The sequence below is a fragment of the Coprococcus sp. AM97-35 genome (assembly GCF_027697525.1).
Taxonomy (GTDB): Bacteria; Bacillota; Clostridia; order Lachnospirales; family Lachnospiraceae; genus Allocoprococcus; species Allocoprococcus comes.
Genome location: NZ_JAQESL010000019.1, coordinates 25,147 through 50,475, shown reverse-complemented (window position 1 = coordinate 50,475; position 25,329 = coordinate 25,147). Strand labels below are relative to the sequence as shown.

General features: G+C 38.8%; 27 protein-coding genes. 9 read left to right on the top strand and 18 right to left on the bottom strand.

What is annotated here, in order from left to right; genetic code table 11:
* The first annotated feature begins 64 nt into the window (after window positions 1-64).
* From PG840_RS12320 to PG840_RS12310, 3 genes are all read left to right on the top strand, one after another.
* A complete protein-coding gene (locus PG840_RS12320; protein WP_117457421.1) occupies window positions 65-835 on the top strand; it encodes a DUF6577 family protein in 771 nt (256 codons plus the stop codon).
* Window positions 836-901: 66 nt separating this feature from the next.
* The gene (locus tag PG840_RS12315; protein ID WP_147417360.1) at window positions 902-2,059 is read left to right on the top strand and encodes a nucleotidyl transferase AbiEii/AbiGii toxin family protein; all 1,158 of its coding nucleotides are present in this window, start codon (window positions 902-904) and stop codon (window positions 2,057-2,059) included.
* A 1-nt stretch (window position 2,060) separates the two neighbouring features.
* Window positions 2,061-2,693, top strand: a complete 633-nt coding sequence (locus PG840_RS12310; RefSeq protein WP_015526826.1) for a metallophosphoesterase — start codon at window positions 2,061-2,063, stop codon at window positions 2,691-2,693.
* Between the two features lie 50 nt (window positions 2,694-2,743).
* On the opposite strand, the gene PG840_RS12305 is transcribed toward PG840_RS12310, so the two are convergent.
* From PG840_RS12305 to ligA, 8 genes are all read right to left on the bottom strand, one after another.
* The gene (locus PG840_RS12305) at window positions 2,744-3,469 is read right to left on the bottom strand and encodes a YkgJ family cysteine cluster protein (RefSeq protein WP_015526827.1); all 726 of its coding nucleotides are present in this window, start codon (window positions 3,467-3,469) and stop codon (window positions 2,744-2,746) included.
* A gap of 40 nt (window positions 3,470-3,509) precedes the next feature.
* Window positions 3,510-4,256, bottom strand: a complete 747-nt coding sequence (locus tag PG840_RS12300) for an LPD11 domain-containing protein (protein ID WP_015526828.1) — start codon at window positions 4,254-4,256, stop codon at window positions 3,510-3,512.
* Window positions 4,257-4,452: 196 nt separating this feature from the next.
* Window positions 4,453-5,811: an ATP-binding protein gene (locus PG840_RS12295; protein ID WP_015526829.1), complete on the bottom strand. Its 1,359-nt coding sequence runs from the start codon at window positions 5,809-5,811 to the stop codon at window positions 4,453-4,455.
* An 86-nt stretch (window positions 5,812-5,897) separates the two neighbouring features.
* Window positions 5,898-6,359, bottom strand: coding sequence for an NADAR family protein (locus tag PG840_RS12290; protein WP_004223769.1), 462 nt, complete (start codon window positions 6,357-6,359; stop codon window positions 5,898-5,900).
* Between the two features lie 76 nt (window positions 6,360-6,435).
* Window positions 6,436-6,681: a hypothetical protein gene (locus PG840_RS12285; RefSeq protein WP_004223767.1), complete on the bottom strand. Its 246-nt coding sequence runs from the start codon at window positions 6,679-6,681 to the stop codon at window positions 6,436-6,438.
* A 3-nt stretch (window positions 6,682-6,684) separates the two neighbouring features.
* A complete protein-coding gene (locus PG840_RS12280) occupies window positions 6,685-7,371 on the bottom strand; it encodes a DUF3990 domain-containing protein (RefSeq protein WP_015526830.1) in 687 nt (228 codons plus the stop codon).
* Between the two features lie 118 nt (window positions 7,372-7,489).
* Window positions 7,490-7,906 carry a hypothetical protein gene (locus PG840_RS12275; RefSeq protein WP_004223763.1) on the bottom strand — a complete coding sequence of 139 codons (417 nt, stop codon included), beginning with the start codon at window positions 7,904-7,906 and terminating at the stop codon, window positions 7,490-7,492.
* A 10-nt stretch (window positions 7,907-7,916) separates the two neighbouring features.
* Window positions 7,917-9,932 (bottom strand): NAD-dependent DNA ligase LigA, encoded by a 2,016-nt coding sequence (ligA, locus tag PG840_RS12270; RefSeq protein WP_117843962.1) that lies wholly within the window; start codon window positions 9,930-9,932, stop codon window positions 7,917-7,919.
* Window positions 9,933-10,342: 410 nt separating this feature from the next.
* On the opposite strand from ligA, the gene PG840_RS12265 reads away from it, so the two are divergent.
* Genes PG840_RS12265 through PG840_RS12255 form a run of 3 tightly spaced genes read left to right on the top strand, consistent with a single transcriptional unit; the run spans window position 10,343 to window position 12,569 of the window.
* Window positions 10,343-11,611, top strand: a complete 1,269-nt coding sequence (locus PG840_RS12265; protein ID WP_054337542.1) for a Y-family DNA polymerase — start codon at window positions 10,343-10,345, stop codon at window positions 11,609-11,611.
* 19 nt (window positions 11,612-11,630) lie between these two features.
* On the top strand, window positions 11,631-11,939 hold the full coding sequence (locus PG840_RS12260) for a hypothetical protein (protein WP_054337543.1): 309 nt from the start codon (window positions 11,631-11,633) through the stop codon (window positions 11,937-11,939).
* Between the two features lie 42 nt (window positions 11,940-11,981).
* Window positions 11,982-12,569: an SOS response-associated peptidase gene (locus PG840_RS12255; protein ID WP_054337544.1), complete on the top strand. Its 588-nt coding sequence runs from the start codon at window positions 11,982-11,984 to the stop codon at window positions 12,567-12,569.
* 49 nt (window positions 12,570-12,618) lie between these two features.
* On the opposite strand, the gene PG840_RS12250 is transcribed toward PG840_RS12255, so the two are convergent.
* The 9 genes from PG840_RS12250 to PG840_RS12210 all read right to left on the bottom strand — a co-directional run bounded on the left by PG840_RS12250 (window position 12,619) and on the right by PG840_RS12210 (window position 21,642).
* Entirely contained in the window at window positions 12,619-13,185 is a 567-nt protein-coding gene (locus tag PG840_RS12250) for a hypothetical protein (protein WP_227295519.1), read from the bottom strand.
* A 288-nt stretch (window positions 13,186-13,473) separates the two neighbouring features.
* On the bottom strand, window positions 13,474-14,529 hold the full coding sequence (locus tag PG840_RS12245; RefSeq protein ID WP_117843965.1) for an SAM-dependent methyltransferase: 1,056 nt from the start codon (window positions 14,527-14,529) through the stop codon (window positions 13,474-13,476).
* Between the two features lies 1 nt (window position 14,530).
* Complete coding sequence (locus PG840_RS12240; RefSeq protein ID WP_055151554.1) at window positions 14,531-15,079, bottom strand: AbrB/MazE/SpoVT family DNA-binding domain-containing protein; 549 nt, start codon at window positions 15,077-15,079, stop codon at window positions 14,531-14,533.
* Between the two features lie 62 nt (window positions 15,080-15,141).
* Window positions 15,142-15,879 (bottom strand): hypothetical protein, encoded by a 738-nt coding sequence (locus PG840_RS12235; protein ID WP_054337547.1) that lies wholly within the window; start codon window positions 15,877-15,879, stop codon window positions 15,142-15,144.
* A 17-nt stretch (window positions 15,880-15,896) separates the two neighbouring features.
* Complete coding sequence (locus PG840_RS12230; protein WP_117843966.1) at window positions 15,897-18,026, bottom strand: vWA domain-containing protein; 2,130 nt, start codon at window positions 18,024-18,026, stop codon at window positions 15,897-15,899.
* Complete coding sequence (locus PG840_RS12225; protein WP_225084396.1) at window positions 18,023-18,400, bottom strand: helix-turn-helix domain-containing protein; 378 nt, start codon at window positions 18,398-18,400, stop codon at window positions 18,023-18,025. The genes PG840_RS12230 and PG840_RS12225 overlap by 4 nt, the downstream gene beginning before the upstream one ends.
* The gene (locus PG840_RS12220) at window positions 18,288-20,105 is read right to left on the bottom strand and encodes an AAA family ATPase (protein ID WP_015526834.1); all 1,818 of its coding nucleotides are present in this window, start codon (window positions 20,103-20,105) and stop codon (window positions 18,288-18,290) included. The genes PG840_RS12225 and PG840_RS12220 overlap by 113 nt, the downstream gene beginning before the upstream one ends.
* 13 nt (window positions 20,106-20,118) lie before the next feature.
* Complete coding sequence (locus tag PG840_RS12215; RefSeq protein ID WP_055151549.1) at window positions 20,119-20,904, bottom strand: hypothetical protein; 786 nt, start codon at window positions 20,902-20,904, stop codon at window positions 20,119-20,121.
* Window positions 20,905-21,003: 99 nt separating this feature from the next.
* Complete coding sequence (locus PG840_RS12210; RefSeq protein ID WP_015526835.1) at window positions 21,004-21,642, bottom strand: single-stranded DNA-binding protein; 639 nt, start codon at window positions 21,640-21,642, stop codon at window positions 21,004-21,006.
* Between the two features lie 390 nt (window positions 21,643-22,032).
* Between PG840_RS12210 and PG840_RS12205 the strand changes: the two genes are divergently transcribed.
* Window positions 22,033-22,272 carry a hypothetical protein gene (locus tag PG840_RS12205; protein WP_025580526.1) on the top strand — a complete coding sequence of 80 codons (240 nt, stop codon included), beginning with the start codon at window positions 22,033-22,035 and terminating at the stop codon, window positions 22,270-22,272.
* A 374-nt stretch (window positions 22,273-22,646) separates the two neighbouring features.
* Here the strand turns inward: PG840_RS12205 and PG840_RS12200 are convergent, their stop codons facing one another.
* A complete protein-coding gene (locus tag PG840_RS12200; RefSeq protein ID WP_226824569.1) occupies window positions 22,647-23,321 on the bottom strand; it encodes a response regulator transcription factor in 675 nt (224 codons plus the stop codon).
* 221 nt (window positions 23,322-23,542) lie between these two features.
* Between PG840_RS12200 and PG840_RS12195 the strand changes: the two genes are divergently transcribed.
* Entirely contained in the window at window positions 23,543-24,472 is a 930-nt protein-coding gene (locus PG840_RS12195) for an ABC transporter ATP-binding protein (protein WP_015526838.1), read from the top strand.
* Window positions 24,459-25,268: an ABC transporter permease subunit gene (locus PG840_RS12190; protein WP_054337552.1), complete on the top strand. Its 810-nt coding sequence runs from the start codon at window positions 24,459-24,461 to the stop codon at window positions 25,266-25,268. The genes PG840_RS12195 and PG840_RS12190 overlap by 14 nt, the downstream gene beginning before the upstream one ends.
* Window positions 25,269-25,329 lie beyond the last annotated feature (61 nt).

The following is a 25,329-nucleotide window of genomic DNA, read 5'->3' as shown; positions in this document are numbered from 1 at the left end:
TGCGTTTATTTTATTGTTTTTATAGGTGCTATGTGATATACTACGAAAAGAAAGTAGGTGTAGTATGAATAGCAAAACAGCATTAGAAAAAAAATACGAGATAATCAAACAAAATCTTGGGAATCAAACTACCTTTTATACAGATGAAGTAATTCCCCTTTTCCCGGAGTTAAAAAAGTCTACTTTATATTGGAATCTTTCTAAATTAGTAGAGGCGGGTTACATTAAGAGAGTGCGAAACGGTGTATTTTCCTTCAATGATTTGAAAGGCAGACAGGGAATTATTTTATGTGAAACAGCCCAAAAATTGAAAAATTACATGGATGAGCTGGGATTTTATTATTATATATCCGGTTTGGATATTTTGGCAAAATATATGTTACACATACCAGAACAATATCCTGTCATTGCATTTATTGAAAAAGCAGCAAAAGAGGAAATATATAACAATTTATTAGCAGAAGGATTTGAGGTGATAGAACCACAATACACGAAAAAAATGTATGAAGATGCTATGTTTTCAGGTAGCCATAATATGCAGGTGATTTTATACACAACGGAGGATTTTCAGTACAGTAGTGAAGGTCTGGCAAGTATAGAGAAGGCTTTTGCAGATCTTTATTTTGCAATAACGAGAAACGGATATCCACTATCATTGCAAGAATTGGTAAGAATTTATCAGAATCTCAGCAGATTGGGAAATATAGATAAAAAGAAGCTGATAACAGTAGCATCAAGAAGGAATATACAATATGATATTCGCTTTATCGTTGAAAATCGGTTTATTACAGATTCGGCAATAGAGTTTGGAAAAATACTTAGAAGGGAAGAATAAAATTTGGATTACAAAAAGTTATTTCATAAAGAGGAAGCATTTCAGAGAGAAACCTTTCAGAAGAGAATGGAAGAATTTGGGTTTAAAAATATGGCGAGAATGGAACTGTTTTTATGGGATCTTGAATTATTCTTGCATATTCAGAAAATACTAGGAGATAAAATAATATTGAAAGGTGGTGCAGCCACGCAGTTTTATCTGCCAAGGGATGCTCAAAGAACAAGTGTAGACATTGATATGTTATTTTTTGGAACAGAAGAGGAAATAAAGAAAACATTGAGGAAAATCGAAGAATATTTGGGGACAGAAGACGAATTGTTTTACTTTCATAAACATAGCCCTAAGAATCCGAAAACAAATCTTCCATTACATACATATTACACGAAAGTTCCTTCTGTACTATCCAATGCAGAACGTAATATGGAGAGAGAGAGTATTCCCTATCAGGAATTAAAAATAGAATTTATTCTCCAGCCAGAAAAATGGGAATATGAAAGAAGAACGGGAGAAAACATATTTGCGGTAAACAGTTCATGGAACTATCAGATCCTTCCATTGAATTATTTATTTGCGGATAAGCTCACCACATTAGGTTGTAATACGATTGGCGTACAAAATGAAAGGCTGGATGAACAGGTGAAGCAGTTCTATGATATTATGATGTTGTCCAGAAACTGTATATCCGAGATGCAATGCTCTGTTGTGAAAGAAAAGTATTTAAAACGGGCAGAACAAGAATGGAATACAAGGAAGATTACACTGGGGAGCACGCTGGAGGGAAGAGATTATGAACCTAAATATATCGTAAAAGATGTTGAGAAACAGCTTTTGCGTTATCAACAAGCCGATAGCGGTGAAGATGCAGAATTGAAAAAGTTTATTAATGATTTTCATTCGTTATATTTAAACAGGAAAGTGCAGTATGATCCCAAAACGGTTGCCTGCGGAGCATCCCTGGTTCGCTTGATGTATGAACTGATGATTTCAGGCATGGGTTGGGATAAGGTAAAACAGGCATTAGAGATTGAAAAAAAATTAGGTATGGAGCATTTATCGGGACCAGAAAAAGGACAAAAAATTCGTAAACTCAGAAATCAGTTTATTCAGGAATTTGGTAAAGATTCGGTAATCCCGGCATCAACTTTGAAAGGGAAAGATTTAAAAAGAGTGTTCTGGGCAGTTGTAAATATTGATAATTTAAACAAGATTGAGGGAATGATATAAAATGAGATATTATATTGCAGATTTACATTTCTTTCATGAAAATTTGAATACAAAAATGGATAAACGTGGATTTGCAAATGTAAATGCAATGAATGATTATATGCTGAAACAGTGGAATAGTAAAGTGCGTAATAGGGATGAAGTTGTTATCTTAGGGGATTTATCATGGGGGAAATCTGAAGAAACAAACCAGTTGCTTCAGAAATTGAACGGACGTCTATATCTGATACAGGGAAACCATGACCACTATGTCAAGGATCCAAACTTCGACAGTTCACGCTTTGAGTGGATTAAAATGTATGAGGAACTTAGCGATAATAAGAGAAAAGTGATACTTTGTCATTATCCTATTATGTGTTATAACGGACAGTATAAATTGAATGCAGAAGGAAACCCAAAAACCTATATGTTGTATGGACATGTACACGATACGCAGGATCAGAGATTGCTGGAAAGATTTCAAGGAATCACATCTGAAACAACATTTCTGAATACACAGGGGGAAACACAGCATATTCCATGTAATATGATTAACTGTTTTTGTATGTATTCAAATTATCAGCCGCTTACTTTGGATGAATGGATTGCGTGTGATAAGAACAGGAAACAAAAGAGCTGCCAGAATGTAAAGTGATATGAAAAAGAGCCGTCCAAAACTGGTCGGCTCAAAGTATTTATAGTTGTTTATGATTTCTTAGGAATGTCAACAGTTCCTAGTGTTTCAATTAAGGATAGGATTGCATCTGAATTTTGCTGAAATTGCGTTTGAAAATCTTCTGTAATATCATAGTTCAGATACAGAGTTATCAAAGTAGCATTCCATATTGAAATCATGGTCTTTTCTGATATGTGTTCTTCCAGAAATTGTAGATGTTTGCAGAGTGTTGCCTGTGTTCTTGTCCATGTAAAGAAATAGTCATCTTTTAGTGGAATGTTAAAACTACGAAACCATTCCCGGACGGTATGTGTTTCGATTCCGTCTCCGCACTCAGGATTATTAAAGATATATCCAACAGACAGTTCTTCTGGATTTTTCGGAAAACTATCATCCGCAGAAAGGGTAAGATACCGACCAATCGGAAACATGGCACAGACAGTCGGTTTTACATCATGAACCAAACATTTCTGATCCTTTAATAAAGGGCAGCGTTTGACACTTCCTTGTGGTCTCAGGCGGACTATCGGGAAACGGGAGTTACATCCAATATAAGTTTCACAATATTGTTCCAAGGCTTCCGCTGGTGTAATTTGAAATTTTTTTGCTATGTTAAACAGATCTTTCGGGGATAAGAGAATATCCTCCCGGTGAATGCAGCACTTTCCGCATTGGGTACAGTGAAATGTAAATGTATCATCGAGACCGATTTCTTCATATCCTAATTGTTCTTTTAGTTCTTTTATTGAATTCATAATCATTCTCCTTAAAAAAAATATTTTTATGGCGGTTCTATTATTTTGTGTCTGAACACATTGCTTTTTCGTATTCTAGGATTTGTTTCCATGTCAACCATTCTGGTTTCCCATCATCCGGAAATTCATTCCAGAGTTTTTTCATGGCGGCAATTTGTTTGCTTTCATTGTGATAGTACAGATGTCCAGTACAACGGTTTCCGTAATTCAAGTAATACTCACAGTCGCTTTGTAAACGACTAAGCATCATGTACTGAAATTCATAAGGATTTTTCGGTTTATCTGTTAAAATTCTAAATGGTTTCCGGATAGGCATATCCGGTTCTCCATCAAATTCATTTCCGACTGCAGAGTGCAGATGAGGAATTTCAAAGTCACCAAGTTCTACATCTTTCCACAACTTCCCATATTGATCCTGGTATACCGGGCGAGCCCATTCGTCTGTACCAATATAATGAAGAAGACGAGAGGGTTCTTCTGGAATAGAAATCAGTTCATCCGGGGACATAATCACTTCATCCAAAGCAAGATCATCCAGTTTTTTTGGCATATTGTAAAGAGAAGAAAAGCGTTCCTCTAGTTTCCGAATGTCTGCTTCAGACTCAGGAAAATCAAAGCAACAGTGAATATCAGGAGTCAGATTGTCGGTTTCTTTATCTTCGCCGGTATGAATTTCCAAAATAACACCATCCAATCCTGCATAATCGCTGGCATCGGTTGTCCGCACACGTTGTCCAGGTTTGAAGATGACATCTCCCCATTGTAATTCAGTTGTTGTATTGTTCATGTAATTCTTCCTTTCTTGATGGGAATTGGCATTGACAAAAGAGGGAATAGAATAAATCCATACCCCTTTTCCGTAACATCACATCTATGCCAATTCTCATAAATTCATAAATTTTCACTAATTCAGTGCTGTGTTTTTCGTGATCCTTCTAAATAAAAAGAGACCACTCGCAAGTAGTCTCTTCGTAAACATAAATTTAATTAAACTTGTATTGTTCCAATAAATAAATAGGCAGTGTTTCTGTTTTTCCGTCTATTCCTCCTTTGGTTGCCCCTTTTAAATAAAGAAGCTTATCTGCTTTTCCCTGAGCCAGAGCTTTCTGGGCAGTGGAAGCAGTCCCTTTTCCGGCTTTTACTTCTATTAAATATCGGGTGGAAGAAGATAGGCTTTGTGCCAAAAAATCAATTTCTCCGCCTCGGTAAGTAGCAAAAGCTGGGGTTTCAAAGGAAATTTCCGGTGGAAAATCCTGGCGTTTCTTCAGGTTGATATAGACATAATTTTCATTTAATGTGCCTGCAAGTACACGGGAATCGGTACCGGTACGTGTCAGATAATAATTTGCCAGCCCCATATCCATGAAGTAGCAGCGGCTTGCAGACTTAAAATCCAGAATGTCCATTTCTGTTATTTTTGCACAGAATCCAATGATTCCAGAAAAGTACAGCCAGCTAATGGCACGGTTGCAGGTAGCCTTTGAAATATTGCTGGAGTAGTCTTTGGTTACCAGTTTTTGCAATTCTTCACTGATGCTGTCTTCTGAAAATCCTTTCTTTTCACGATTTAAAATACGGCAGATGGAAAAGAAAATATGGGTAAACACTTTGGTATACAAAATATCCGTAAAATAGCGAATGGATTCATTGGTAAAGGTATCAATGATTTTTACGAGTTCGCCTTGAGCTTTTACGATGTTCCGGTTTTCCAGATAGTTTTCGACCACTTTGGGATAGCCACCAATCTGGCAGTACAGCTCATAGGTTTCCTTTAAGCGATTATAGACTTCTGCTTCAGAGGAAACAAGAGATATTTTTTTGTAATCGCCATACAGATTCTGATCATAGGCCATCAAAAACTCCTCAAAAGAAAGCGTATAGATGGTGAGTTTGGTGACATCGCCGCTGGAATAACGGAATTCTGGATCATAAATCCGTCCAAGGTAGCTTCCTGTGATGATGAAATGGGCTTTAAAGTGACGTGTAAACTCCCGGATACGGTTATAAATTTCGGAAGACTCCTGGATTTCGTCAATAATGATGACGGTATCTTCAGAATCAATAAAGTCCGGTTCATATAACTGGAAGGCATCGTGGAGAGGATGCTCCCGCCGTTTTGTTCCAGGTGTCCAGTCGGTTGCCTGTTTATAACATTCCATAAACTGTTTGCCGCTTAATTCAAACAGGTTAATATAAATTTTGTGTTTGTAGTTTTCGTCAGCGAATTTCTGTATCAGGTAGGTTTTTCCAACCTGACGGGCTCCACCGACTTCCAGGGTACTATGACCTCCTTCATTTTTCCAATCCAGAAGACGGTCATAGACAAAACGCTTCAGATACATAAGCACAAATCCTTTCTTTAAAATCTATCTTTCATTATAGCAAAATATTTGCAGTTCATACAGTGCAAAATTGGATAAATTATGTTTTAACATTCAAATTGAAGCTTTGCACGTATATCCATAAGAATTTTGCCCAGATGATTTTCGCCATGACCATTTACAGAACCCCAAAAGTAATCTCCCCAGTTGTTTCCTTCAACAAGGTGACAATTCCCAGTAGCAAGTAATGCTTTACATAGGGTAGGATTCTGCATGAATTTGCACATACAAATTTCATACATGTACATAAGCTTTACACTTTCCCAGTCTGAACGGAGCTGCACTTCTCTTCCCAGTTTTTTTGCATCTTTTGGATTCCTTAATTTGGTAAATTGAAGCTGTTCTTTAGGGGAAATGGTCTTTTGTGCCTGGAAAGCAGCCTCATTATTTGCATACCAGTAGCCCCGGTAATATATCCGGGAAGGATAGAAGTTACTAAGAAAAGCGTATGCTCCATGAAAGTGGTCAATTGTTTGCTGGTAATGATTCGAATAGGTATTAATATACATGTAATCCCTTCTTTCTTATACAAAAAAGGAACCGCTTATGGTAAGCAGTTCCTTCTTAAACATATTTTTTTGTTTGTTATTTGTTTATTTGTGCTTCTTCTTGTTCTTCGTAATAGCGGTCTGCAATATAGCCGGCAGATTCCGCCCAAAGAGTATTTTCTGTATTTTGTAGGGCCTTGTAAGTTTTTGAATGATAAAATTTGCCCATGGCATCCGGAAAGGAAAGATTACTCTTTTCCATAATAATATCGATAACATCCCGGATCTGAATATACAGATTCATTGAAATATCTTTTCCGTTAAAAAAATATTTACCTTCCATGTTTTACACATCCTTTCGAGATTCCAATACCAGATGTTCAAGAGCAAGTGGGGTGTGAAAGGAAACCTGATTATTAACCTTATTATACCGAAGCCTTGTAACCGCTTCATCCACGCTCAAGATACCGGACAAATAAAGTTGTACAGTTTCCATGGTATTATCATCCGCAACAGGCCCAATTACAACATCATAGTGATGCTGGATATCGCCGACAGTACGGTTGAGTTTGACAAACTCCAACCATTCCTTGTCCAAGGTGGCAAAATGTTTGATTTTTAGTTCCTCGGATTGCTGGAAGATATACCGATACACATATTTGCCGCCAGTATGAGTACGCAAGTACAGGCGGTTCGCCCATTCATTTGCCTGCTGTTCGAGAACTGTGCAATAAAATCCACGACCAAAATCACGACGGTTATGTGATTTGTTCAAATCGATTTTATCAAATGCAATATTGGAGCCATGGAAAAGAACAAGCGTGGGCGTATCTTCTTCTATAATATCTTCTACGTATTGAAAAGTATCATGAATATCTAATTGGTGCAACGTTTCGTGTTGTACCAGTATTTTTTCAAATACTTGATGTTTGTAGAAAATATTAAAGGCATCGTCTTCTGATATTTGGTGCTTTTTAGCATAATATTCCAGTGCTTCAATTGATAGCATCTCTATATCTGATTGAATACTCATATACGTTATCCCTCCATTTGCTTTCATTATATCAAAAAAGAAGGTGCTTTCCAACGGTAAAATAACTATAAATGTAAAGTTGCAAAAGATGTTTGAAATGGGGCGTCACCCCATTTCACTATCCCCAAACTTCGCCCATGATTTCCACAAGAAAATCATCTAATGGAAAATCGGGAGGAAGTAATTCACCAAACGTTTCTTGAATTTCTTGGATAACTTCCGTATAAGAAGAATACGCCTGTGAAAATAAGTGGGAAGAATTTTTAAGTTCAATGATATAAAATTCTTCTCCTGGATTTAAGTCCAGTTCTTCCTGATCTTTGATCCTCCATACCGTCATAGACTCAGCAGTGCCATAACGACAGCCATCAAGTTTCTCACAAAGATATTCCTGAAAGGCTAAGAGTGATTCTGGATCAGAGAACTCTTTGTATAAATCAGGAAAAACTTCCTCTGTATATCGAAGGATAAGATTAGCAGCCTCTTCTGTAATAAGAAATCCATAGATATGAAAAACGGATGTAATGATACTCATAGATTTCTCCTTACGCAATCATTTCAAGAAACTCATCTTCAGATAAAATCTTAATGCCGAGAGACTGGGCTTTTGCTAATTTACTGCCGGCTTTTTCCCCACAAATTAGATAATCTGTCTTTTTTGTGACAGAACTGCCGGCTTTTGCTCCAAGCTCTAAAATCTTCGAGTTGATTTCATCTCTTGTAAAATGAGCAAGTTTTCCTGTTGCAACGATAGTACATCCTGTAAATACATTTTCTTTCATCATAGTATTCATTTCCTTTCTTTCTTCAAATATAAGTTCTTTTTGGAGTTCGTGCCAGAGAATTAAATTGTTTTCATCAGAAAACCAGTCATGGATATTCTGATTCAGAGTATCACCAAAGTCATCTAACTGGGTGAAATCATAGTCATCAGAGGCAGCATCAAAAAATTCCTGTAGACTGCCGTGGAATACTGTATCCAAAATCCTGCTTTTGGTCCTTCCGACCATAGGAATATCCATGGAAACCAGGAACCGGACAAAGGTAGTATTCCGGCTGGAAGTAATGGAATTCCATAATCTTTCAAAGGATTTTTTACCGAAACCTTCCAACTGTAAGATTTCTTCCTGATGTTCATTTAGATGGTAAATATCCGGAAATGTCTGGAGATAACCCAAAGTCAGGAATTTTTCCAAGGTAGTTTCGGAGAGTCCCTCGATGTTCATTGCTTTTTTTCCAACGAAATGTGTAAAGCGTTTTCGGATCTGGCTATCACAGTTGGGATTGTCACAATGCACTGTTTCAATGAGACGCCCATCATTTCCTTTTCTTTGATAGATACGAGTCTGAGAACCACAGCATGGACATACAGGAGGAACTGCATCTACGTAATGACCACGTTCCAGATTTTCTTCAATATGAGGAATGATCATATTACGTTTTGATACAGAAATTCTACAACCTGGCACCAATTCTAATTCTTTGATAAAGGTCAGATTGTGAAGGGTTGCTCTGGAAACAGAGCATCCGTCAATTTCCACAGGGTCAAAAACTCCCACAGGTGCAATTTCTCCGAAACGGGTGGGTGTCCATTCTATATTGCGAAGAGTGGTTTCGTAAGTTTCGTCTTCAAACTTAAAAGCCAGTCCATCTTTATAATGATGTCCGGTACGCCCGCAGTTTTTGGAATAGTCCAGACTGTCGAAAATCATTACAATTCCGTCAATAGGCAGATGTTTTTTGCCTGCCAGATCAGTCAGCCTTTCAATATACTGATTTACAAGTTCCGAGGTTAAGGGATGGTTTGCAGCAATATAAGGACAAGGCTGAAAACCATAGTCAAACAGGCTGGAAATTTTCATAGCTCTGCTGTCTGGAAAGAGAAATGGAGAGTCCAGACCTTCCAGAACATTAAAAGGCATAAAGTGCAGACAGCGTCCTGCACAATTTGCCGGATCAAGACTTCGCACAGAGCCAGAAGCCAGATTTCGCCCATTTTTGTAAGGTTCTCCTTTTCCATCTCGGAGGGTTTCTTTTAAACGCTCAAAGTCATGGGTTGGGATGAAGGATTCTCCAACAATCACCAGCCGGCCTTTATATGGAATTGAGAGAGGGACATCAACGTATGCAGGGATGTTATGGGTGATAAGTTCCCCAATTTCTCCGTCGCCACGCGTGGAAGCCTCTACAAGTGTTCCATTTTCGTAGACTAATTTAGTCGTTAATCCGTCCAACTTCAGCATAAACAGAACTGGCTGCTTACCGGCAAAACTTATCAAGTCCTGTACCTGCTTTGTCTTATCTAAAGAGAGCAAAGGGACCGGATGCTTTACTTTGGGAAGTTCACTGATGGGAGTATAGCCTACGGTTTGTGTCGGTGAATTGGATAAGACAAAGCCTGTCTGCTTTTCTAATTCCACTAATTCATCGAAGATTCGGTCATATTCCGCATCACTGATATTCGGACTGTTCTCATTATAATAAGCGTTACGCTGTAAATTCAGATGGTCCACCAGTTGTTTGATTTTTTCCACGTTTGATAATTCATTAGAGTGGTTCATTTTATTCTTGTCTCCTTTTCTATGGTATAGTTGTAATTCTTATTTGTTCCGGTTTTTCTTCCTCCTTTCTTTGCGTTCAGGCATAAAAAAAGAGAATGACACGGATGTTCATTCTCTAATGCGTGCAGTTTCCTGCAAAATAAAAAAGCCAGAAGTCCCTGCTGGTAGCGTGGTATACTTCTGACACTTTTACAAACCTAAACTGCGTGCGTATATCCTTTCCGGATGACACAAATAATAATTACATAGTAAGTGTAACACTATATGTAGTATGTGTCAATATAAAAGCACTATATATTGTTTATTCTGAGAAGAAAATTACTATATATAGAGGAAGCATGGATATGGAAAATATTATCTCTTGATTTCAGAACGTATGTTCTATATAATGAGATATAAAGGAGGGGAACGTGAGTTTGGAAAAAGTGATTTTTCATATAGATGTAAATTCTGCCTTTTTGTCCTGGGAAGCGGTATATCGGCTGCATCATTTGGGATGGAAAGGCGATTTAAGAGAACAGGTGTCAGCGGTAGGTGGGGATATGGCGATGCGTCATGGAATCATTTTGGCAAAATCCATTCCAGCAAAGAAATATCGGATACAGACAGGTGAATCAATCTTGGAAGCAAAACAGAAATGTCCAAATCTTATCTTAGTGCCTCCGAATTATGGATTGTATGAGAGGTGTTCCAAAGCTTTTATGGGAATTTTGCAAGAGTATTCTCCCACAGTGGAACAATACTCGATAGATGAGGCGTTTGTAGATATGACTGGAACGGAATTGCTTTGGGGGACACCAGTGGAAGCGGCGGAGAAGATGCGGAGACAGATTAAGGAACGGCTTGGATTTACAGTGAATATCGGTATTTCAGAGAATAAACTGTTAGCTAAGATGGCAAGTGATTTTCAGAAGCCCGACAGAGTGCACACACTATGGAAGTCTGAGTTACAGAAAAAGATGTGGCCATTGCCGGTAAGCGACTTGTTTTTTGTAGGACGGGCAACAACAAAGACACTTTTCAAGTTGGGAATTCGGACCATAGGAGATTTGGCAAAGAGTGATCCGAGTTACTTAAAACAACATTTGAAGAAACATGGGGAAGTTGTCTGGGGGTTTGCAAATGGGATTGATGTGTCTGTAGTCCAGTCGGCCCCGCCTGCTAATAAGGGATACGGCAATTCTACAACGATTCCTTTTGATGTGACAGATGCATCTACAGCAAAATTGGTGCTGTTGGCTTTGGCAGAGACAGTAGGAAGCAGACTTCGTGGAGCAGGAGTCAGGGCAGAAGTGATTGCAGTAGGGATCAAGAATTATGATCTCAGTTATGCCAGTCACCAGATGACGCTTCAGAATGCAACCAATATTACGATAGAGATTCATCAGTGTGCTTGCCAGTTATTTGACCAGCTCTGGGATGGGACACCCATCCGGCATCTGGGAATCCATACCAGCCGCATCAAGGATCAGGTGAATATGAGACAACTAAATCTGTTTGATACGAATGATTATGAGAAACTGGAAAAAATGGATGAAACGATAGATCAGATCAGAAAACGGTATGGGAATGATTCGGTAATACGTGCGGCTTTTTTAGGTGGGTGTATTGATCACATGAGTGGTGGCATTTCACGGGAAAAACGTTCTGTGGACTATGAGAAATTAAAGACAGAATAGCGGGAAGGGGGAAGGAAAGGTGGCATTTGGAATCGGAATAAATACAGAGCATACAGAGCAGGAGCCTTTATCCGGAACCTATCATGAGGTGGCAGTCCAGTGCTGGTTCACAGCTACCGGAAAATCTCTGCCATTGATGCTGAAGGTAAAAGGGGAGGATGAAGAGATTATTCAAATCAATCATATCCAGGTTCTGACTGTAGAAAAGCAGTGGTATGCGGGAATTTTGAACTGGAAGTATAGATGTCAGGCGGTACTTTTGGGAAAACAAATCAATTTTGTGCTTCTCTTTTGTCCGGAGGATTGTGCATGGAAACTGGTTGTATAAGATACCAGGGATGAAGTAAAATAGGAAAAAGGAGGACAGAAAATGTGCGGAAGATATTATGTGGATGATGAAACTTCACGGGAAATTGAAAAGATTGTAAGGAAACTGGACCAGCGTTTAAAGATAGAGCATGGACAGGACATCCACCCGTCTGAATCTGCAGTCATTCTTACAAAGGAGTGTAAGGAAGTGGCTGCGAGGCAGATGCAGTGGGGCTTTCCGGGGTTCCAGGGAAAGGGACTGCTTATCAATGCAAGGGCAGAGGCGATACTGGACAAGAAGACCTTTCGGGACAGTGTGCTGCATCGAAGATGTGTGATTCCTGCCCATCACTTTTACGAATGGAGTAAAAACAAAGAAAAATATACTTTTCAAAGTCCAAAGCAGGATGCCACATTATTTATGGCAGGGTGTTATCAAATCTATAATGGTCAAAATCGTTTTGTAATTCTGACTACGCAGGCAAATGCTTCCGTAGCACCAGTGCATGAACGGATGCCATTGCTTTTGGAACGACAAGAACTGGAAGATTGGATTATGGAGGATGCAGCGGTAGAATTTATTCTTGCTAAGAAGCCCATACTGTTGAATCGGACAGCAGAATATGAACAACTGAAATTATTTTCATAAGAAGGGAAACCCATAAAAGTTTCCCTTCTTGACATAAAAATTTTTGAATTTAGAATCCATTGTTTATTTGTTCTGTTGCTGCAGGCATAGGAGGACTAGATTTTACATAGATTAATAGTTTCCCATGCAGATCCAAATTCTGTTTACTCCATTGCCCATTCTCATAAACCTTTTGGGTAATTGTATTGTAGATAATTGGCGTATCCTCTATACGTTCCATATCAACGACAAGGCAATCCTGAAGGGCAATATATGGATATAGAGCATCTTCAATATATGTCCTTAATTTTAATGCCTGCCTGTGCAGTAGTTCCACATCATACAGTTTTGATAAGGTATAGCTCATTTCTTTGAGCATCCCGGATGTTGTAATTGCCTGTTGGATAACAGAAATCTGCTCTTCCAGAGATACATCTGGATTTATCATAAGCTTTGATAATGTAATTTCTTTTACAAAAGCTGTTGCTGTATCACCAATTTGCTTTTTTAGGCTTTCATAAGGAATCCGATACTGTGTTTGTAAAATTTCAAGTGGAACGTATTCTCGGTTTTTCTTCAAAGTTGAAAGCAATTCACAAAGCCTGCTTCCCAATTCATATATGTTATTCAAGCACACATCACTTCCGATACGGTCTCTGGTGTATGAACCAAATGGTAAATGGTATTTTCTGTTTCGAAAACGATACTGTCATTTGATACTTCCAAAATCGTTAGGATAGGAGATGTCAGAATAGAGAAACCATTGACTCCAGAAATAATAGCACGTTCCCCAACCCGTAGCGAAGAATGAAACCATCCTGAGAGTGTCGTTATTTGTCTATTTTTCACATGGTGCTTTCGATTTGTCATAGTGTTCACACTCCTTTTGTAGCGTCATAGAAAATCTGTTTTTCATGGCTCGTTTTTATGTAACAGGGTAACTCAAACGAAAATATCCTTTCGATACAGGTATATATTCGTCTGGGTGTTCATATAAGGTGGCACGGATACGTTCCTGATAATGCGGATTCTTTTTCGCTTTTGGGTGTTCCTTTAATAAATCGTACAGGTCTTTTAAAGCCCCTCTTCCTCCAATACTCTCCATTGTCATCCGGATTAGATGATGCCAAGTCAGTGCAAGAATATCTGTATTTTGTACATAAAACACACCTTCTTGCCGGATGCTGAAGGGGATAATGAAAGAATCTGTTTTTTTCAGCAACAGAGCATATTCTGTCACAATGGGAATGAAAGGCTTTTTGTACGTCCGATTGTCAGAAACACAATTAAACTGGCCCTTTACCAGAAAGGATTCAAAATCACCCATCCGCATTAAATCATTCTGCATACTATAGAACTTACCATGGAGCCGCATATCGCCTACCAGTATGGCAAGCCTCCCACCTTTCCGAAGTGCCAGGAAAAATTTCCGGATACAGTGATTTAGTTTTTCAAGAAAATCCGAATAGTTTTCACAGCGGGATAGGTCGTCCGGGTGAGGGGTTCCCCAGATATTTCCGGAATACTGGATCATATTATGGTAGGGTGGATGGAAAAAGATGAGATCAGCGGAATCCTCTACTTCATCTTTTAGAGCATTCCAGTTACCTTTTCCATACGCAGGTGCCGGATTTAGATCATAGAGCAGGGAGCGTACCTGATAACGGTCAGCAGCCGCCTTTGAAGTCCCAGAGCCACTCATAGGATCTAAGAGGGTAAAGGTGCTGGTATCTTTTCCGTAATATCGCTTATCGTCCAGGCAATAGCGTAGAAGTGCTGCAACCACTTCGGGGGAGCAGTTACCACGCCACTGGCTGTTACCGCCTGCTCCACGTTCTGGGTATGCCATGAAAGAAGTCAGTTCCTTTCCTACACGTTTTCGCAATCCTTCCGTTCCAAGCATGTCAGCGACAGTACGCCATTGGGGACCAAATTCAGCTTCTAATAATTGTGCTGCCCGATGCAGCATTAAGTCATTCATTTTATGTCACCTTCCTTTCATAATTTTGTTGGATGTAGCGGGAAATCGCCGCCGCAGTCATTTTGGCACAGCCTAAATCCATTTCGCTGAAAGGCTGTTGGTTTTTTGCACATAGTAAAAGACCCAACGTTTCACCAAATTCGTCTTTTTTAGAAATAGGGAAAAAGACTGATATGGGATATTTTCCTGTCATAGTAGGGTATATGCGTTCCTTTTCAGAGAATAATTTCATCTTTCCCTGTTGCAGAAGCCTTTGAATACTTTCTGTTACAGGCATATTAAGTGCTGTATGATAATTCTTGGAAGCAATGATTTTGGAATCATTACATAACAGGATCCGGCAAGGGACATTACTATGTAAAATATCCAGAAAACTGTCTAACCGGATATCCATAGGGATATGGGAGTCGCATTTACGAAGACAGATGTTGCGTGTGTCAGCTTCCAGCATCAATACATCGCCTGTATGAAGCTGTAGGGCTTTTCTTACTTTGGCAGGAATAATGATCCGCCCTTGTTGGTCAATATTTAGTGTTGTGGCATAATCCATAGAAATCTCCTTTCCTTTATAAAAAGAAGCAGTCTTTTCGGCTGCTTCTTTGTTGAAATTCTTTAAGCGACATACATACCATTCAGATATTGTTCTTGTGGTTGTTCTTGCATATAGGAAGACATTTCATGCGGCTGTATATTTTGTGCCATTCGTGCGTCCTGTTGTTTTTTAAATTGTTGTTTGCCGTTTTGAATCAGGAAGGATGCAACGTAGTTTTCCCAATTTACGATATAGGAATCAGCACGTTTTAACAGCATATAAAAATCCATATCTGTCAATTGGATAAAAGCACTTTTTTCAGAGATAAAACTTTGAGCCTGCATATAAGTGCCGCCGTTATGATTCTTTTTCTTGATACCTTTTCCGTTATTAATTTGAATTCTCCATGGGCTGGTCAGTATTTCCTGCTGGTTGTTATATACGTGGCGGGAAATAAAAAACTGTTGTGCAGTAGAATAGCCATTGCCATCCGGCACACCAAATATTTTGCTTTGCGACCATTCAAATTCAGGAAAGCCAGCGGTAACTCTGGACAGCAGAAATTGAATTTGTTCGGGTGCCAGATGAAAACGGGTGATAATATTTTTATCACCGGTACCACTAGAGTAATCCTGTATGGAGATTCCAATAAGGGAGTGAACTTTATGACCATTTTCTTCAAATTCTCCTTTTGCATGAAGCTGTGCATAGCTGTTATAACTTGTGTAGCGGAGACGGTCATACAGTGCAATTAATTTTTTACTGGTCTGTACTTTGCATATCTGATCTGTAATTGAGTTTTGATAATTTTCACTCATGTATGTTTTCCTTCTTTCTATTTCAAATATTGTTTTACAAGCTGTGTCATATTTTTGGGCAAATCTTCTAATTTGGTAATATCTAAAAAACCATCCTGATAGATTCTGCGGATGTTTTCTTTGTCATCACCAATTGCTGCAGCAAAGATCACAATGCCACGTTTACGATATTCATTCTTGATACCACGAAGATCTGCTTCTGCTTCCGTACCACTGTACCCACAATCTGCGGGCTGTCCGTCAGAGATTATGATGAGGAGTTTTTGTGATTCCGGACGCTTTGCCAGGTGTTCCGCAACATAACGAAGTGCAGCTCCATCCCGGTTGCCATTACGGGCAGACATATCCATCAGCCGGTAACGGTCAGAGGCATCCAGAGAATCAAATTCAGCATAGGAATACAAAGCAACCCCCTTAGAATCTGTAGAATGCCCATAAATGGTAATAGGAATTCCCAGGCTCATACAGAAATCATACAGCACGATTGCAGTTTTCCGGGCATGGGTAATACGATCTCCCCAGCCCATAGAACCACTTTCATCAACCAAAAGTCCCACGGAAAGTTTTTGTTCTTCATCCGGAAGCCTGGTTCTGGTAAAGATACCGCCGTCCTTTCGGTGTAAAGCCCGCATATCCAGCCTTTTACCAAATAACAGGTTTTTTTGTTTCCCGCCTTCTGCCTCTTCTTTTAATAAAGGAAGAATGGAACTTTGCAGCCTTTTGGAGGTCCGCAAAAGAGGGGAAGCAACTGTTTGATAAGATTTGATAAAAAAGTCGGAAACTGGATTGATGCGGTGGATTGTTACATGGATGCCTGCATGGGCATTTCCGTAATGTATTTCATCCGCCGATTTTTGCAAGTCTTCTGTTAATTCCTGTTCATAATCATTTTGGGCTTTTTCCGTAGCAACATCATTTAGGATGCGTGCAAGATCATTCGCTGCATTTTCATAACCGGAACCGGCATACTGTGATGCGTATGTGATTCCTGGATTATTTCCATCTAATACTGCTGTAGTTTTAGCAAGTTCAATTCTTCCTCCTTCTTCCTGCAGTACCTTTTCTGCCTGGTTGATTGCATCTTGCCTGTAATTTGGATCAAGACCAGATAAGTCACAGGTTATAGGAGTTTTTGATTTTACTGTAGGACCTGGAATGTTTTTAGGGATTCCTCCGTTTTTACCAGTTGGAAGAGGAGATCCGCTACCTGATTCTTTCCGCAGCAGATCCTCCAGAGCATCGCCAACTTGGGTACTATCCTGCTTTTTTAAAGACTCTCTGGTTAACTCTACCATAGGCTGAATATAGTTCCAGCAAAGTACTAAAAGATAGTTGGAAGCACGTAAGCGTTCTTTCCCCTGTGTGGCAATTAAAGCATCGTCAATATAATCCATGCAGTCTGAAAGGGTGTCTGTGTATTCTCCAGAATAATTCGTGCGGTTATTTATATTACCAGTCCGGCAATAAGACAAAATTAAATTGCTCATAATGGAAAACGGCTGATAGCCACAGTCAATTTGTTCCTGTATAGAAGGAATCAATTCAGACATCCGCAGATTATTGATCTGTATTCCCTGCTTAAAAGTTCCGGGATATTCTTCACACATCCGGGCTTCAATGTAGATGTCCTCCAGTATATTATTATACTGTGCAGCACAGCGGGATAGCGTCAGACACGTTGCGTTATCTTTTTCTTCCATGGCATCTAAGATGTCCTGCAGATTTGCCTTGTATCCAGAAGGCAGATTGTCTGGTGCTTCTGGATAGAAGGAACCATTTTCCATATTGGTCAGATAAAGCTGTAGTGATGCAAAATCAGAGTAACGCAGATGTCCGATTTCATGTCCAGTTAGACCAGTCAGGCTTTGTGACCGCAGAAATCGGGAAGGAAAGCTTTGGGTTATCGAGTTTGCGGCGTTACAGTGAATTCTATAATTATCTGTATAAGCGATGTCTGCATTTTCAGAACTGTCCCATTCCATAAGCACCTGAAGTCCATAGCGAGAACGGCCAGTAGCCGCTTTCGCCAGAGATGTTTGGTATTTTTGGAAAGCCGATGAAAGAAAGAGTTCTTCATCAGTGATTTTTGACTCCGTATCCCGGATCATTCTTTTTAAAGCTTTTTGAGTGTTATTCAATTTTTTCACCTTTCTTTCTTTTTCATATTTTGGGTTAGGAGATCTTCCATTGTACAGCCGTAATACTGGGCTAACCGAAAGACGGCGTAAGCAGATGGAAGCGTATGCCCATTTTCATAGTTCATAATTGTTTTTTCCGGTAGATGCAGAAGTCTTGCTACGGCTTTCTGAGAGAGTTTCGTCTGCTTGGATTTTCTTAAATAAACGAGATTTTCTGCCAGAGTTTTGCGTAGTTCGGCTTCGGTATAAAAGGTGTTCCTCAATAGTGTGTTATGATGCAAGAACTGTATCCAAGCAAGAACCTTCAATTTCGATACGGCTTTCAGAATCGGCAGTGACGGAAGATAAAATGGTATAATGAGCAGCTTCCTGTATATCGCCACATACCATAAAAGACTGAACCCAGGCAATTAATTCCCGGACTCCACAGCAGCCATCTGTTATCAGGTTATCCTGACAATACTGTGCGATGGAACGTACAATCTGTGTCATGGTACGTACTGATTTTTTATCGGAACATCCGGTAATAGCAAGAACACGCTCTACCATGGTCTCTTCATCCGGTTCATCCATATCTATGACCATATTCATCCTTGAAATGACAGACTGGTTCATGGGACGACAGCCGGCATAGTCATGATTAGTTGTGACTATAATGGTAGTATCCGGATGCCGATGGATGACTTCCCCGTTTGGCAGAAATACGCTGTTACAACGGTCCAATAGGGAATTAAGTCCTACCAGTACACCAGGATTGGCAATCACCGTAGGCTCCTGTATTTCTACCAGATAGCCGTTTCGGATGGCTTCAACCAGTGGTGTATCCACATAGCGGAACTGTTGGCTGCTGGAGGTAGCAGCTTGTTTCTGCTTCATTTCCTCAGATATATGATGGATCAATTCTTCATAAACTGTATTTTCTGATACCTTTTCATCATAAGTACCCGTTAATTTTTCATAGGCAGTAGCCGGATCGAGGGTAATGTCTTGAAAAGAGGGCAGTTCCCCTACCAAAGAAAGCTGTTTTTCATCTACATCAGGTAAAATCTGTCCAAGAAGGTCAAAAATTTCTGTATTTGCCGAGCAGGTGATGCATCGGTAAGGAAGGTGAAGTCCTGCAGCAATGGCTTTGGCACCTTCGGTCTTTCCCGTTCCAGCAGGCCCACGGAGCATAAAATTCCTCATAGGCTGCTTGCTGTCAGTTGTTAATTTGGCATGTTCGCATATTCTTTGGATTTCTTTTGGGATTACATACCAATCTTCGAGAATAGGAACGGTTGATTCTTCTTGGGGAGTTAATGTCCGAGAATTGGACAGGATGTATTTATCGACAAAATCTTCTTTGGGAATTGAAACGGCGGAAGCAGTATAGTGATGTCCACCTTTTAATACCTGAAAGGTACCCTGGATAATTTCCGTTGGTGCATAAACACCTTTTTGGATATTCAGTGGTGTAAGTCTTTGGAGCACGCCATTTGCAGGAGTGTCAACTTTGATGTTCCCGATAGGAAGGGAATCACCATAACGGATCCTGCGGTACACGTTATCACAAAGAACCGCAGCCGTTTCTGCAGCTTTGGGCAGGTCAGGAAAACCGTCATCACGGTGTTGCTTTAATTCCTGATATTTTTCATTGAATTCGTCATCTGAAAGGAAAGTAGGCATTAAAGCAAAATAAAGAGCACTTCCGGAATCTTCATCTTTTTTAAACTGATATGGCTCTGGTTTACTGTCCAGATCCAAAGGTTTTTCATACTTTCCGGCTATAAATTTCCCAGTCATACGGTTGTAGACCACTACATGCAGCAACCCGGTACGGCTTGGATATTCTGCGATTGTAAAATTGTTTGCCTGGCTTCCAATGGCTCCGAGTTCTTCCTCTGCTTTTCCAGCAGGTGGATTTTCCAAATTCATATAAGAAAAAACTGCCTGCAAAGTAGCAGAATGGAGAGTAGCCCGTTTTTTAGGCTGATTACAGTATTTGGAAGCGATGTCTTTCATCACTGCACTTTTCCCGGAATAGCTGTCAAATGGAGATGGTAGCGTTCTTTCAAAAGTCCAGTTAGGGACAAAGTTTGTATTTGGCATAGTATTTCCTCCTTTATTCTTTTATCCAGGATAATTCTAGTGCCTGGTCCTTTTCTTTTGCGGTCAATTCATCTTTTTGGAAGATGGAAATGAGAATATCCCAATAGTTTCGTGGCGGGAAATAATCAAAACAATCCTTGATTTCCGCTGTATCACCATTTTGGATGTAAATTTGCCCGTTTTCATTAATATAGAGTTTATGGTGTCCTTTCGCATGGAGCTGTCCGATAAGGTTCTCCAGTTTTTTCTTGCCAATTAAGGAATACCAGGATTCCGGATCAGCAAAAGGAACATCGTCCTCATCGGTAACTGTGACAGTCTTTTTGAGGCTGGCAATGGTCAGCATTTGAAGTTCCAGATATCCGTATTGGTTCATACGTGCTTCCGCAAAGTTGTAGTCCTCCGTATGAAAGGTTCTCAGACGTATGGGATTTCCGCAAAGAAGCTGCTTCATGGATGGCGGCTTCTGGAATTCCCATGTTGCATTTGGAAATGCAGCCTGTAGTTTGTCGGTAATCTGATAGCTGATTTGTCTCCAAAGCAATTCTTCTGTTTCGGAAACTGGCTCAGATGATTTCAAAGAAGACCAAGGGCTTGTTTTGCCCTGGTTCTTGAGTAGGTTTAGAGTCAGTTTATAGATTTTAGGAAGAAGTGTGGAAAGAAATAGCAGCAGGATGCCAAGGATTCCGATACTTGCGACTGCATTACGATTTCCATTTCCTGGTATGAATATAGTTGCAATTAACAAAATTATTGTGAGCATACTTAGAACTTTAAGAAATTTCTTTTGTGTATTCACTTCATTTCCTCCATGTTTGTTTCAATAGAAAAAGGAATTGCAGCAGACCAGTAGATACTGGAAAGTCGCAATTCCTTCATTTTAGGGATCTTTGATAATTTACGGGAATGGAAGCTGCTGTGGTGGTGTATTTTCCGGAATATTGGTAAATCCATCACCAGATACATTGCCAGCCGTAAATCCCTGTGGTGCATAAGCCGATCCCCCTGCCGGAGCATAAGACATCTGTTGTGCGGCCTGTGGCATCATATTGTTATTGACTGGCATTGCGCCAGTAGGCACGGTACCGGAAGGATTCATTCCCGGGTTTCCATTATAAGTAGCACCGTTTGCTGGTACTGGTGGAACATTTGGATTTCCGACCATTGGATTCCCCGGTACAGGTGTTGCTGCATTGGTATCATTACGATTCGCAGGTAAGAACTGCCAGTCCTTTACCATAATTTGCGGCGTGATAGCTGCTTGACCTGCATTATTGCCTTTCTGGTGAATATACGGATGGAGTTCTAAATCTCCGTAGACCATGAGACACGTTGATTTTTTGACACCGGCTTTTATCAGTCGATCTGCAAGAAACTTGTTGCAGTAACACTGATAGAAGATGGGTTCTTCCTTTCCGCTTTGACCTCTCTGGTTGGTAGCAAGCCCCAGACTGATGTATTCAGTTCCGGAATTCTTTGCTTGTTGCATAACCGGATCGGCAGTTACCCTTCCTGTTACAATGATAATAGATGACATAAAAATTCTCCTTTCTGCCCTTTGGGCGATAAAATAGTGATAAATAAAAAAAGTGCCATTATAGCACCGTATAAAACGGCATTATAATGACACGATTTTCCAACTTAAACTGCATGTGTACTGGAGATAGTATCCAGACACCCTATAAAGGGATAACACAAAACTTAAATACAATATCATAGTAACACAAGATATAGCGAAGGTCAATGATAAAATACCATATATAGTATTTTGCGATTCGAAATAATAATTTTTGTGTCAAAATGCTTGGAAGTGTAGTATTTTATGAGGATAATCCCAAATAGATATAAAATTTTCATAAAACACTACTACCTTTTCAGAGTAGATAAAATGTGGTAGAATGAGGAAAAATTATTAGGAGGATGCATTATGGCAAGACGAAAAAAACTGGAAAACACATCTTTGGAAGAGCAACTGGAGTATGTGGAACAGGAGATTCGTACAAAAGAGTCCGATTTAAAGGAACTGCGTCATAAAGCAAAAGAGATTCAAAAAGAGATAGAAGAGAAGCAGAAAGATGAGCTGTTTAAGGCTTTGGTAGCATCTGGGAAAACCATTGATGAGGTTATGAGATTTATAAAGGCAACAGGAGAAGATAAAATCGAATAAAAAAAATGAAAGATGCCGTTGTGGGGGAGTGAATCTGCAACGGTGTTTTTTATGGTCAGCTGAAATACAAATGATTTTCATAGACCACAATCACCGTTACCTTGGAAAGGAATATGTAGTGGTTCGAAGTTGTGTCTTTGCATTTGTAATTCGTAGATTTAATATATACTGCGTGGAAGTTAAGCCATTGTAGTGTCTAAAACTACGGATAACTCAGATGGTGCTTGGACGTATGTGATAGTTAATGAAGTGTTTGTGCCTGAAAAAATTGTTGAGGGTATACCTAGTTGTTTGAAAGTATGAAAAAAGTGAATAGGGTAAAAAATACCGTTACAGATTAATCTTTGTAATGGTATTTTTTGCGTGAATTTATTCTAACGGTGTAATTTATAACCTATTCCCCATACAGTATCGATATAAGGGGCTTGGTTTCCTATATGCTCTAGTTTTTTTCTTAGTTTGCTTATATGGACATTGAGAGTATTATCATCTGAAATATAATCTTTTCCCCAAATAAGTTGATATAAAGATTCCTTTGTAAAAGTCTGTTTTGGATGTTTGATTAGTAGCTGTAAGAGGTTATATTCGGTAGTAGTCAGAGTAAGCTCTGTGTTATTTACAAGTACTTTGTGATCATCCACATTTATGCGAATATCTTTAAAGGAATATTCCGTTTGGGGACTTTCGCTGCAACGGCGCAAAACACTTTCTATTCGTGCGAGAACTTCTTCATGATAAAAAGGTTTAGTTATATAATCATCTGCACCGGATCGGAGAAGGTTTATACGAATCTCAGGCTGATTTTTGGCAGATATAACAATAACTGGAATAGAATTGTTGTGTTTTTTTAGGTGAAATAGTATTTTTTCACCAGGCAAATCGGGAAGCATCAAATCTAATAACATTAAATCATATTTTTTAGAGGAAAGAGCTTCAATTGCTTCTATCCCATTGTGATATGCTGAAACATTGTAAGGGTTTCTTTTTAATAATTCTGTAAGAATAAAGCAAATTTCTTTATCATCTTCTACTAATAATATATCAATCATAATAAACTCCTTTGGTAATAGGTATGGTAAAAATACTAACATGATTTGTAATTTCATACAAGTTACTGTTTTAAATAATTTGAAGGTTTCATAGGCGAGTGGGAAAATATAAAGATAAATTTATAATTTTATGGAAATTTAAGAACTGATTTAAGAGAAATGTTAGAATTAGACATTATCATTATCATTATAGGATTTAAGAAACGAGGGAAGTGATTAGAATGAAAGAACCCGAAAAAATATTGGAAGCAAAAGATATTTGTAAAGCATACGGAAAAAATATGGTACTTAATCAGGTAAATCTTACGATAAAAGCGGGCGAGATATATGGACTGGTTGGAGAAAATGGTGCAGGAAAAAGTAGCCTGATGAAAGTTATTACAGGACTAACAAAGCCGACTTCAGGTGAGATAAGTTTATTTGGTAAAAAAAATCTTGAAGATGAAAGAAATAAGATAGGATGTTTAATTGAAAATCCAGCTTTGTATATGGACATGACAGCACGCCAAAATTTGGAAATCCAGCGTACTCAACGAGGAATTCCAGGAAAAAGTAGTATTGATGAAGTTCTGGAAATAATGGATTTAAAGGACGCTGGAAATAAAAGAGTGAAGGCTTTTTCTTTAGGGATGAAACAGCGATTAGGAATTGCAATTGCATTGCTTGGTCGCCCACAGTTGCTAATTTTAGATGAACCAATAAATGGCTTAGATCCAACCAAAATTAAATATGTGCGAGAAGTCTTAAAGAATATGAATGAAGAAGATGGTACAACGATACTTATATCCAGTCATATTTTGCCAGAGTTACATCAACTTGCAACTGTATATGGATTTATACATCATGGAAAAATGTTACAACAGATTACAGATAAAGAATTAGATGAGAAATGTCGTCGTCATGTTCATATCGAAGTAGACAATGTGGAAAAGGCTAGTTGCATTTTAGATGAGAGGTATCCAGAAAGTCAAATAAAAGTTTATTTAAGAAATGTGATTAAGGTATTTGGTTATAATAAAAATATTTCTGATATAACAAAAGAATTAGTATATGGAGGAGTTGGTGTAGAAAAAATAGGATATGAAGGAGAAGACTTAGAAGAGTATTACACAAATCTATTATCGGAGGTGAAATCGAATGAGACAGCTTAAAGCAGAGTACTATAAAATGAAATATTCGCGAGCCTCGAAGTGGGTTTTAGTATTTATGGCATTTATTTTTTTTATACCGTTCGTTGTGGGAAATGATACATTGTTTATGACTTTTGGTGATTATAGAAATATAGATAGCATTGGTTGGATTTGCTACATAGACGACATGAATAATGTAAAAGCTGCAGAAATCGCAAGATTTGCATTATCAATTAATTTTTTTTCTTGGATTGGATTAATTGTCTATATTACGACAATGGTATCTGCAGAATTTCATCAAGGAACAATAAGAGCTTCTGTCGTATATGGGATAAATCGAACCAAATTATTTTTAAGTAAATTACTGGTGATAAATGTTCACTTTTTTATTCTCTATTATATTGTGGAAACTGCATTAGGCTTAGGATTAGCATGGAAGTATGGTTTTCATTATAAAGGTGAGGAATTTTTGATTTTTATCGGAATGGTTACCTTAAATATGATAGCTATGATTGGAATGGAAGCTGTGGCGGTTTTGATTACGGTTTTAGTAAAGAATACAGGAATTGTGGCAGCTTTATCATGTGTATATTTCTTTGCAGGTGCGATTACTTATCCTATGGTATATGAGAATTTTCAAAATCAATCAGTGCTTCTTAAAGCATTTTGTGTTATGAACCCGACCACTTATATGTATAATATTTGTGGATATCGGATGACAAATGGGATTGTTGTTGGAACTATTATGTATGGTATGGGTGCGTGCCTGGTGGGGATAGTTTTAATGCATTTTGCATTGAAACGTCAAGAACTTTAATTTGTGTTTCAAGTAGCTCTTACTACTTTGAAATAAATAAATATTTTACAGGAGGATATTG

Bases quoted from the DNA above. Each gene is read 5' to 3' on its own strand.
- PG840_RS12285 (WP_004223767.1), bottom strand. From the start codon at position 6,681: ATGGAAGGTAAATATTTTTTTAACGGAAAAGATATTTCAATGAATCTG.
- PG840_RS12305 (WP_015526827.1), bottom strand. From the start codon at position 3,469: ATGAATTCAATAAAAGAACTAAAAGAACAATTAGGATATGAAGAAATC.
- PG840_RS12210 (WP_015526835.1), bottom strand. From the start codon at position 21,642: ATGTCATCTATTATCATTGTAACAGGAAGGGTAACTGCCGATCCGGTT.
- PG840_RS12240 (WP_055151554.1), bottom strand. From the start codon at position 15,079: ATGGATTATGCCACAACACTAAATATTGACCAACAAGGGCGGATCATT.
- PG840_RS12320 (WP_117457421.1), top strand. From the start codon at position 65: ATGAATAGCAAAACAGCATTAGAAAAAAAATACGAGATAATCAAACAA.
- PG840_RS12290 (WP_004223769.1), bottom strand. From the start codon at position 6,359: ATGTATATTAATACCTATTCGAATCATTACCAGCAAACAATTGACCAC.
- PG840_RS12190 (WP_054337552.1), top strand. From the start codon at position 24,459: ATGAGACAGCTTAAAGCAGAGTACTATAAAATGAAATATTCGCGAGCC.
- PG840_RS12205 (WP_025580526.1), top strand. From the start codon at position 22,033: ATGGCAAGACGAAAAAAACTGGAAAACACATCTTTGGAAGAGCAACTG.
- PG840_RS12310 (WP_015526826.1), top strand. From the start codon at position 2,061: ATGAGATATTATATTGCAGATTTACATTTCTTTCATGAAAATTTGAAT.
- PG840_RS12200 (WP_226824569.1), bottom strand. From the start codon at position 23,321: ATGATTGATATATTATTAGTAGAAGATGATAAAGAAATTTGCTTTATT.
- PG840_RS12295 (WP_015526829.1), bottom strand. From the start codon at position 5,811: ATGTATCTGAAGCGTTTTGTCTATGACCGTCTTCTGGATTGGAAAAAT.
- PG840_RS12255 (WP_054337544.1), top strand. From the start codon at position 11,982: ATGTGCGGAAGATATTATGTGGATGATGAAACTTCACGGGAAATTGAA.
- PG840_RS12235 (WP_054337547.1), bottom strand. From the start codon at position 15,879: ATGAGTGAAAATTATCAAAACTCAATTACAGATCAGATATGCAAAGTA.
- ligA (WP_117843962.1), bottom strand. From the start codon at position 9,932: ATGAACCACTCTAATGAATTATCAAACGTGGAAAAAATCAAACAACTG.
- PG840_RS12275 (WP_004223763.1), bottom strand. From the start codon at position 7,906: ATGAGTATCATTACATCCGTTTTTCATATCTATGGATTTCTTATTACA.
- PG840_RS12195 (WP_015526838.1), top strand. From the start codon at position 23,543: ATGAAAGAACCCGAAAAAATATTGGAAGCAAAAGATATTTGTAAAGCA.
- PG840_RS12300 (WP_015526828.1), bottom strand. From the start codon at position 4,256: ATGAACAATACAACAACTGAATTACAATGGGGAGATGTCATCTTCAAA.
- PG840_RS12315 (WP_147417360.1), top strand. From the start codon at position 902: ATGGAAGAATTTGGGTTTAAAAATATGGCGAGAATGGAACTGTTTTTA.
- PG840_RS12280 (WP_015526830.1), bottom strand. From the start codon at position 7,371: ATGAGTATTCAATCAGATATAGAGATGCTATCAATTGAAGCACTGGAA.
- PG840_RS12245 (WP_117843965.1), bottom strand. From the start codon at position 14,529: ATGAATGACTTAATGCTGCATCGGGCAGCACAATTATTAGAAGCTGAA.
- PG840_RS12220 (WP_015526834.1), bottom strand. From the start codon at position 20,105: ATGCCAAATACAAACTTTGTCCCTAACTGGACTTTTGAAAGAACGCTA.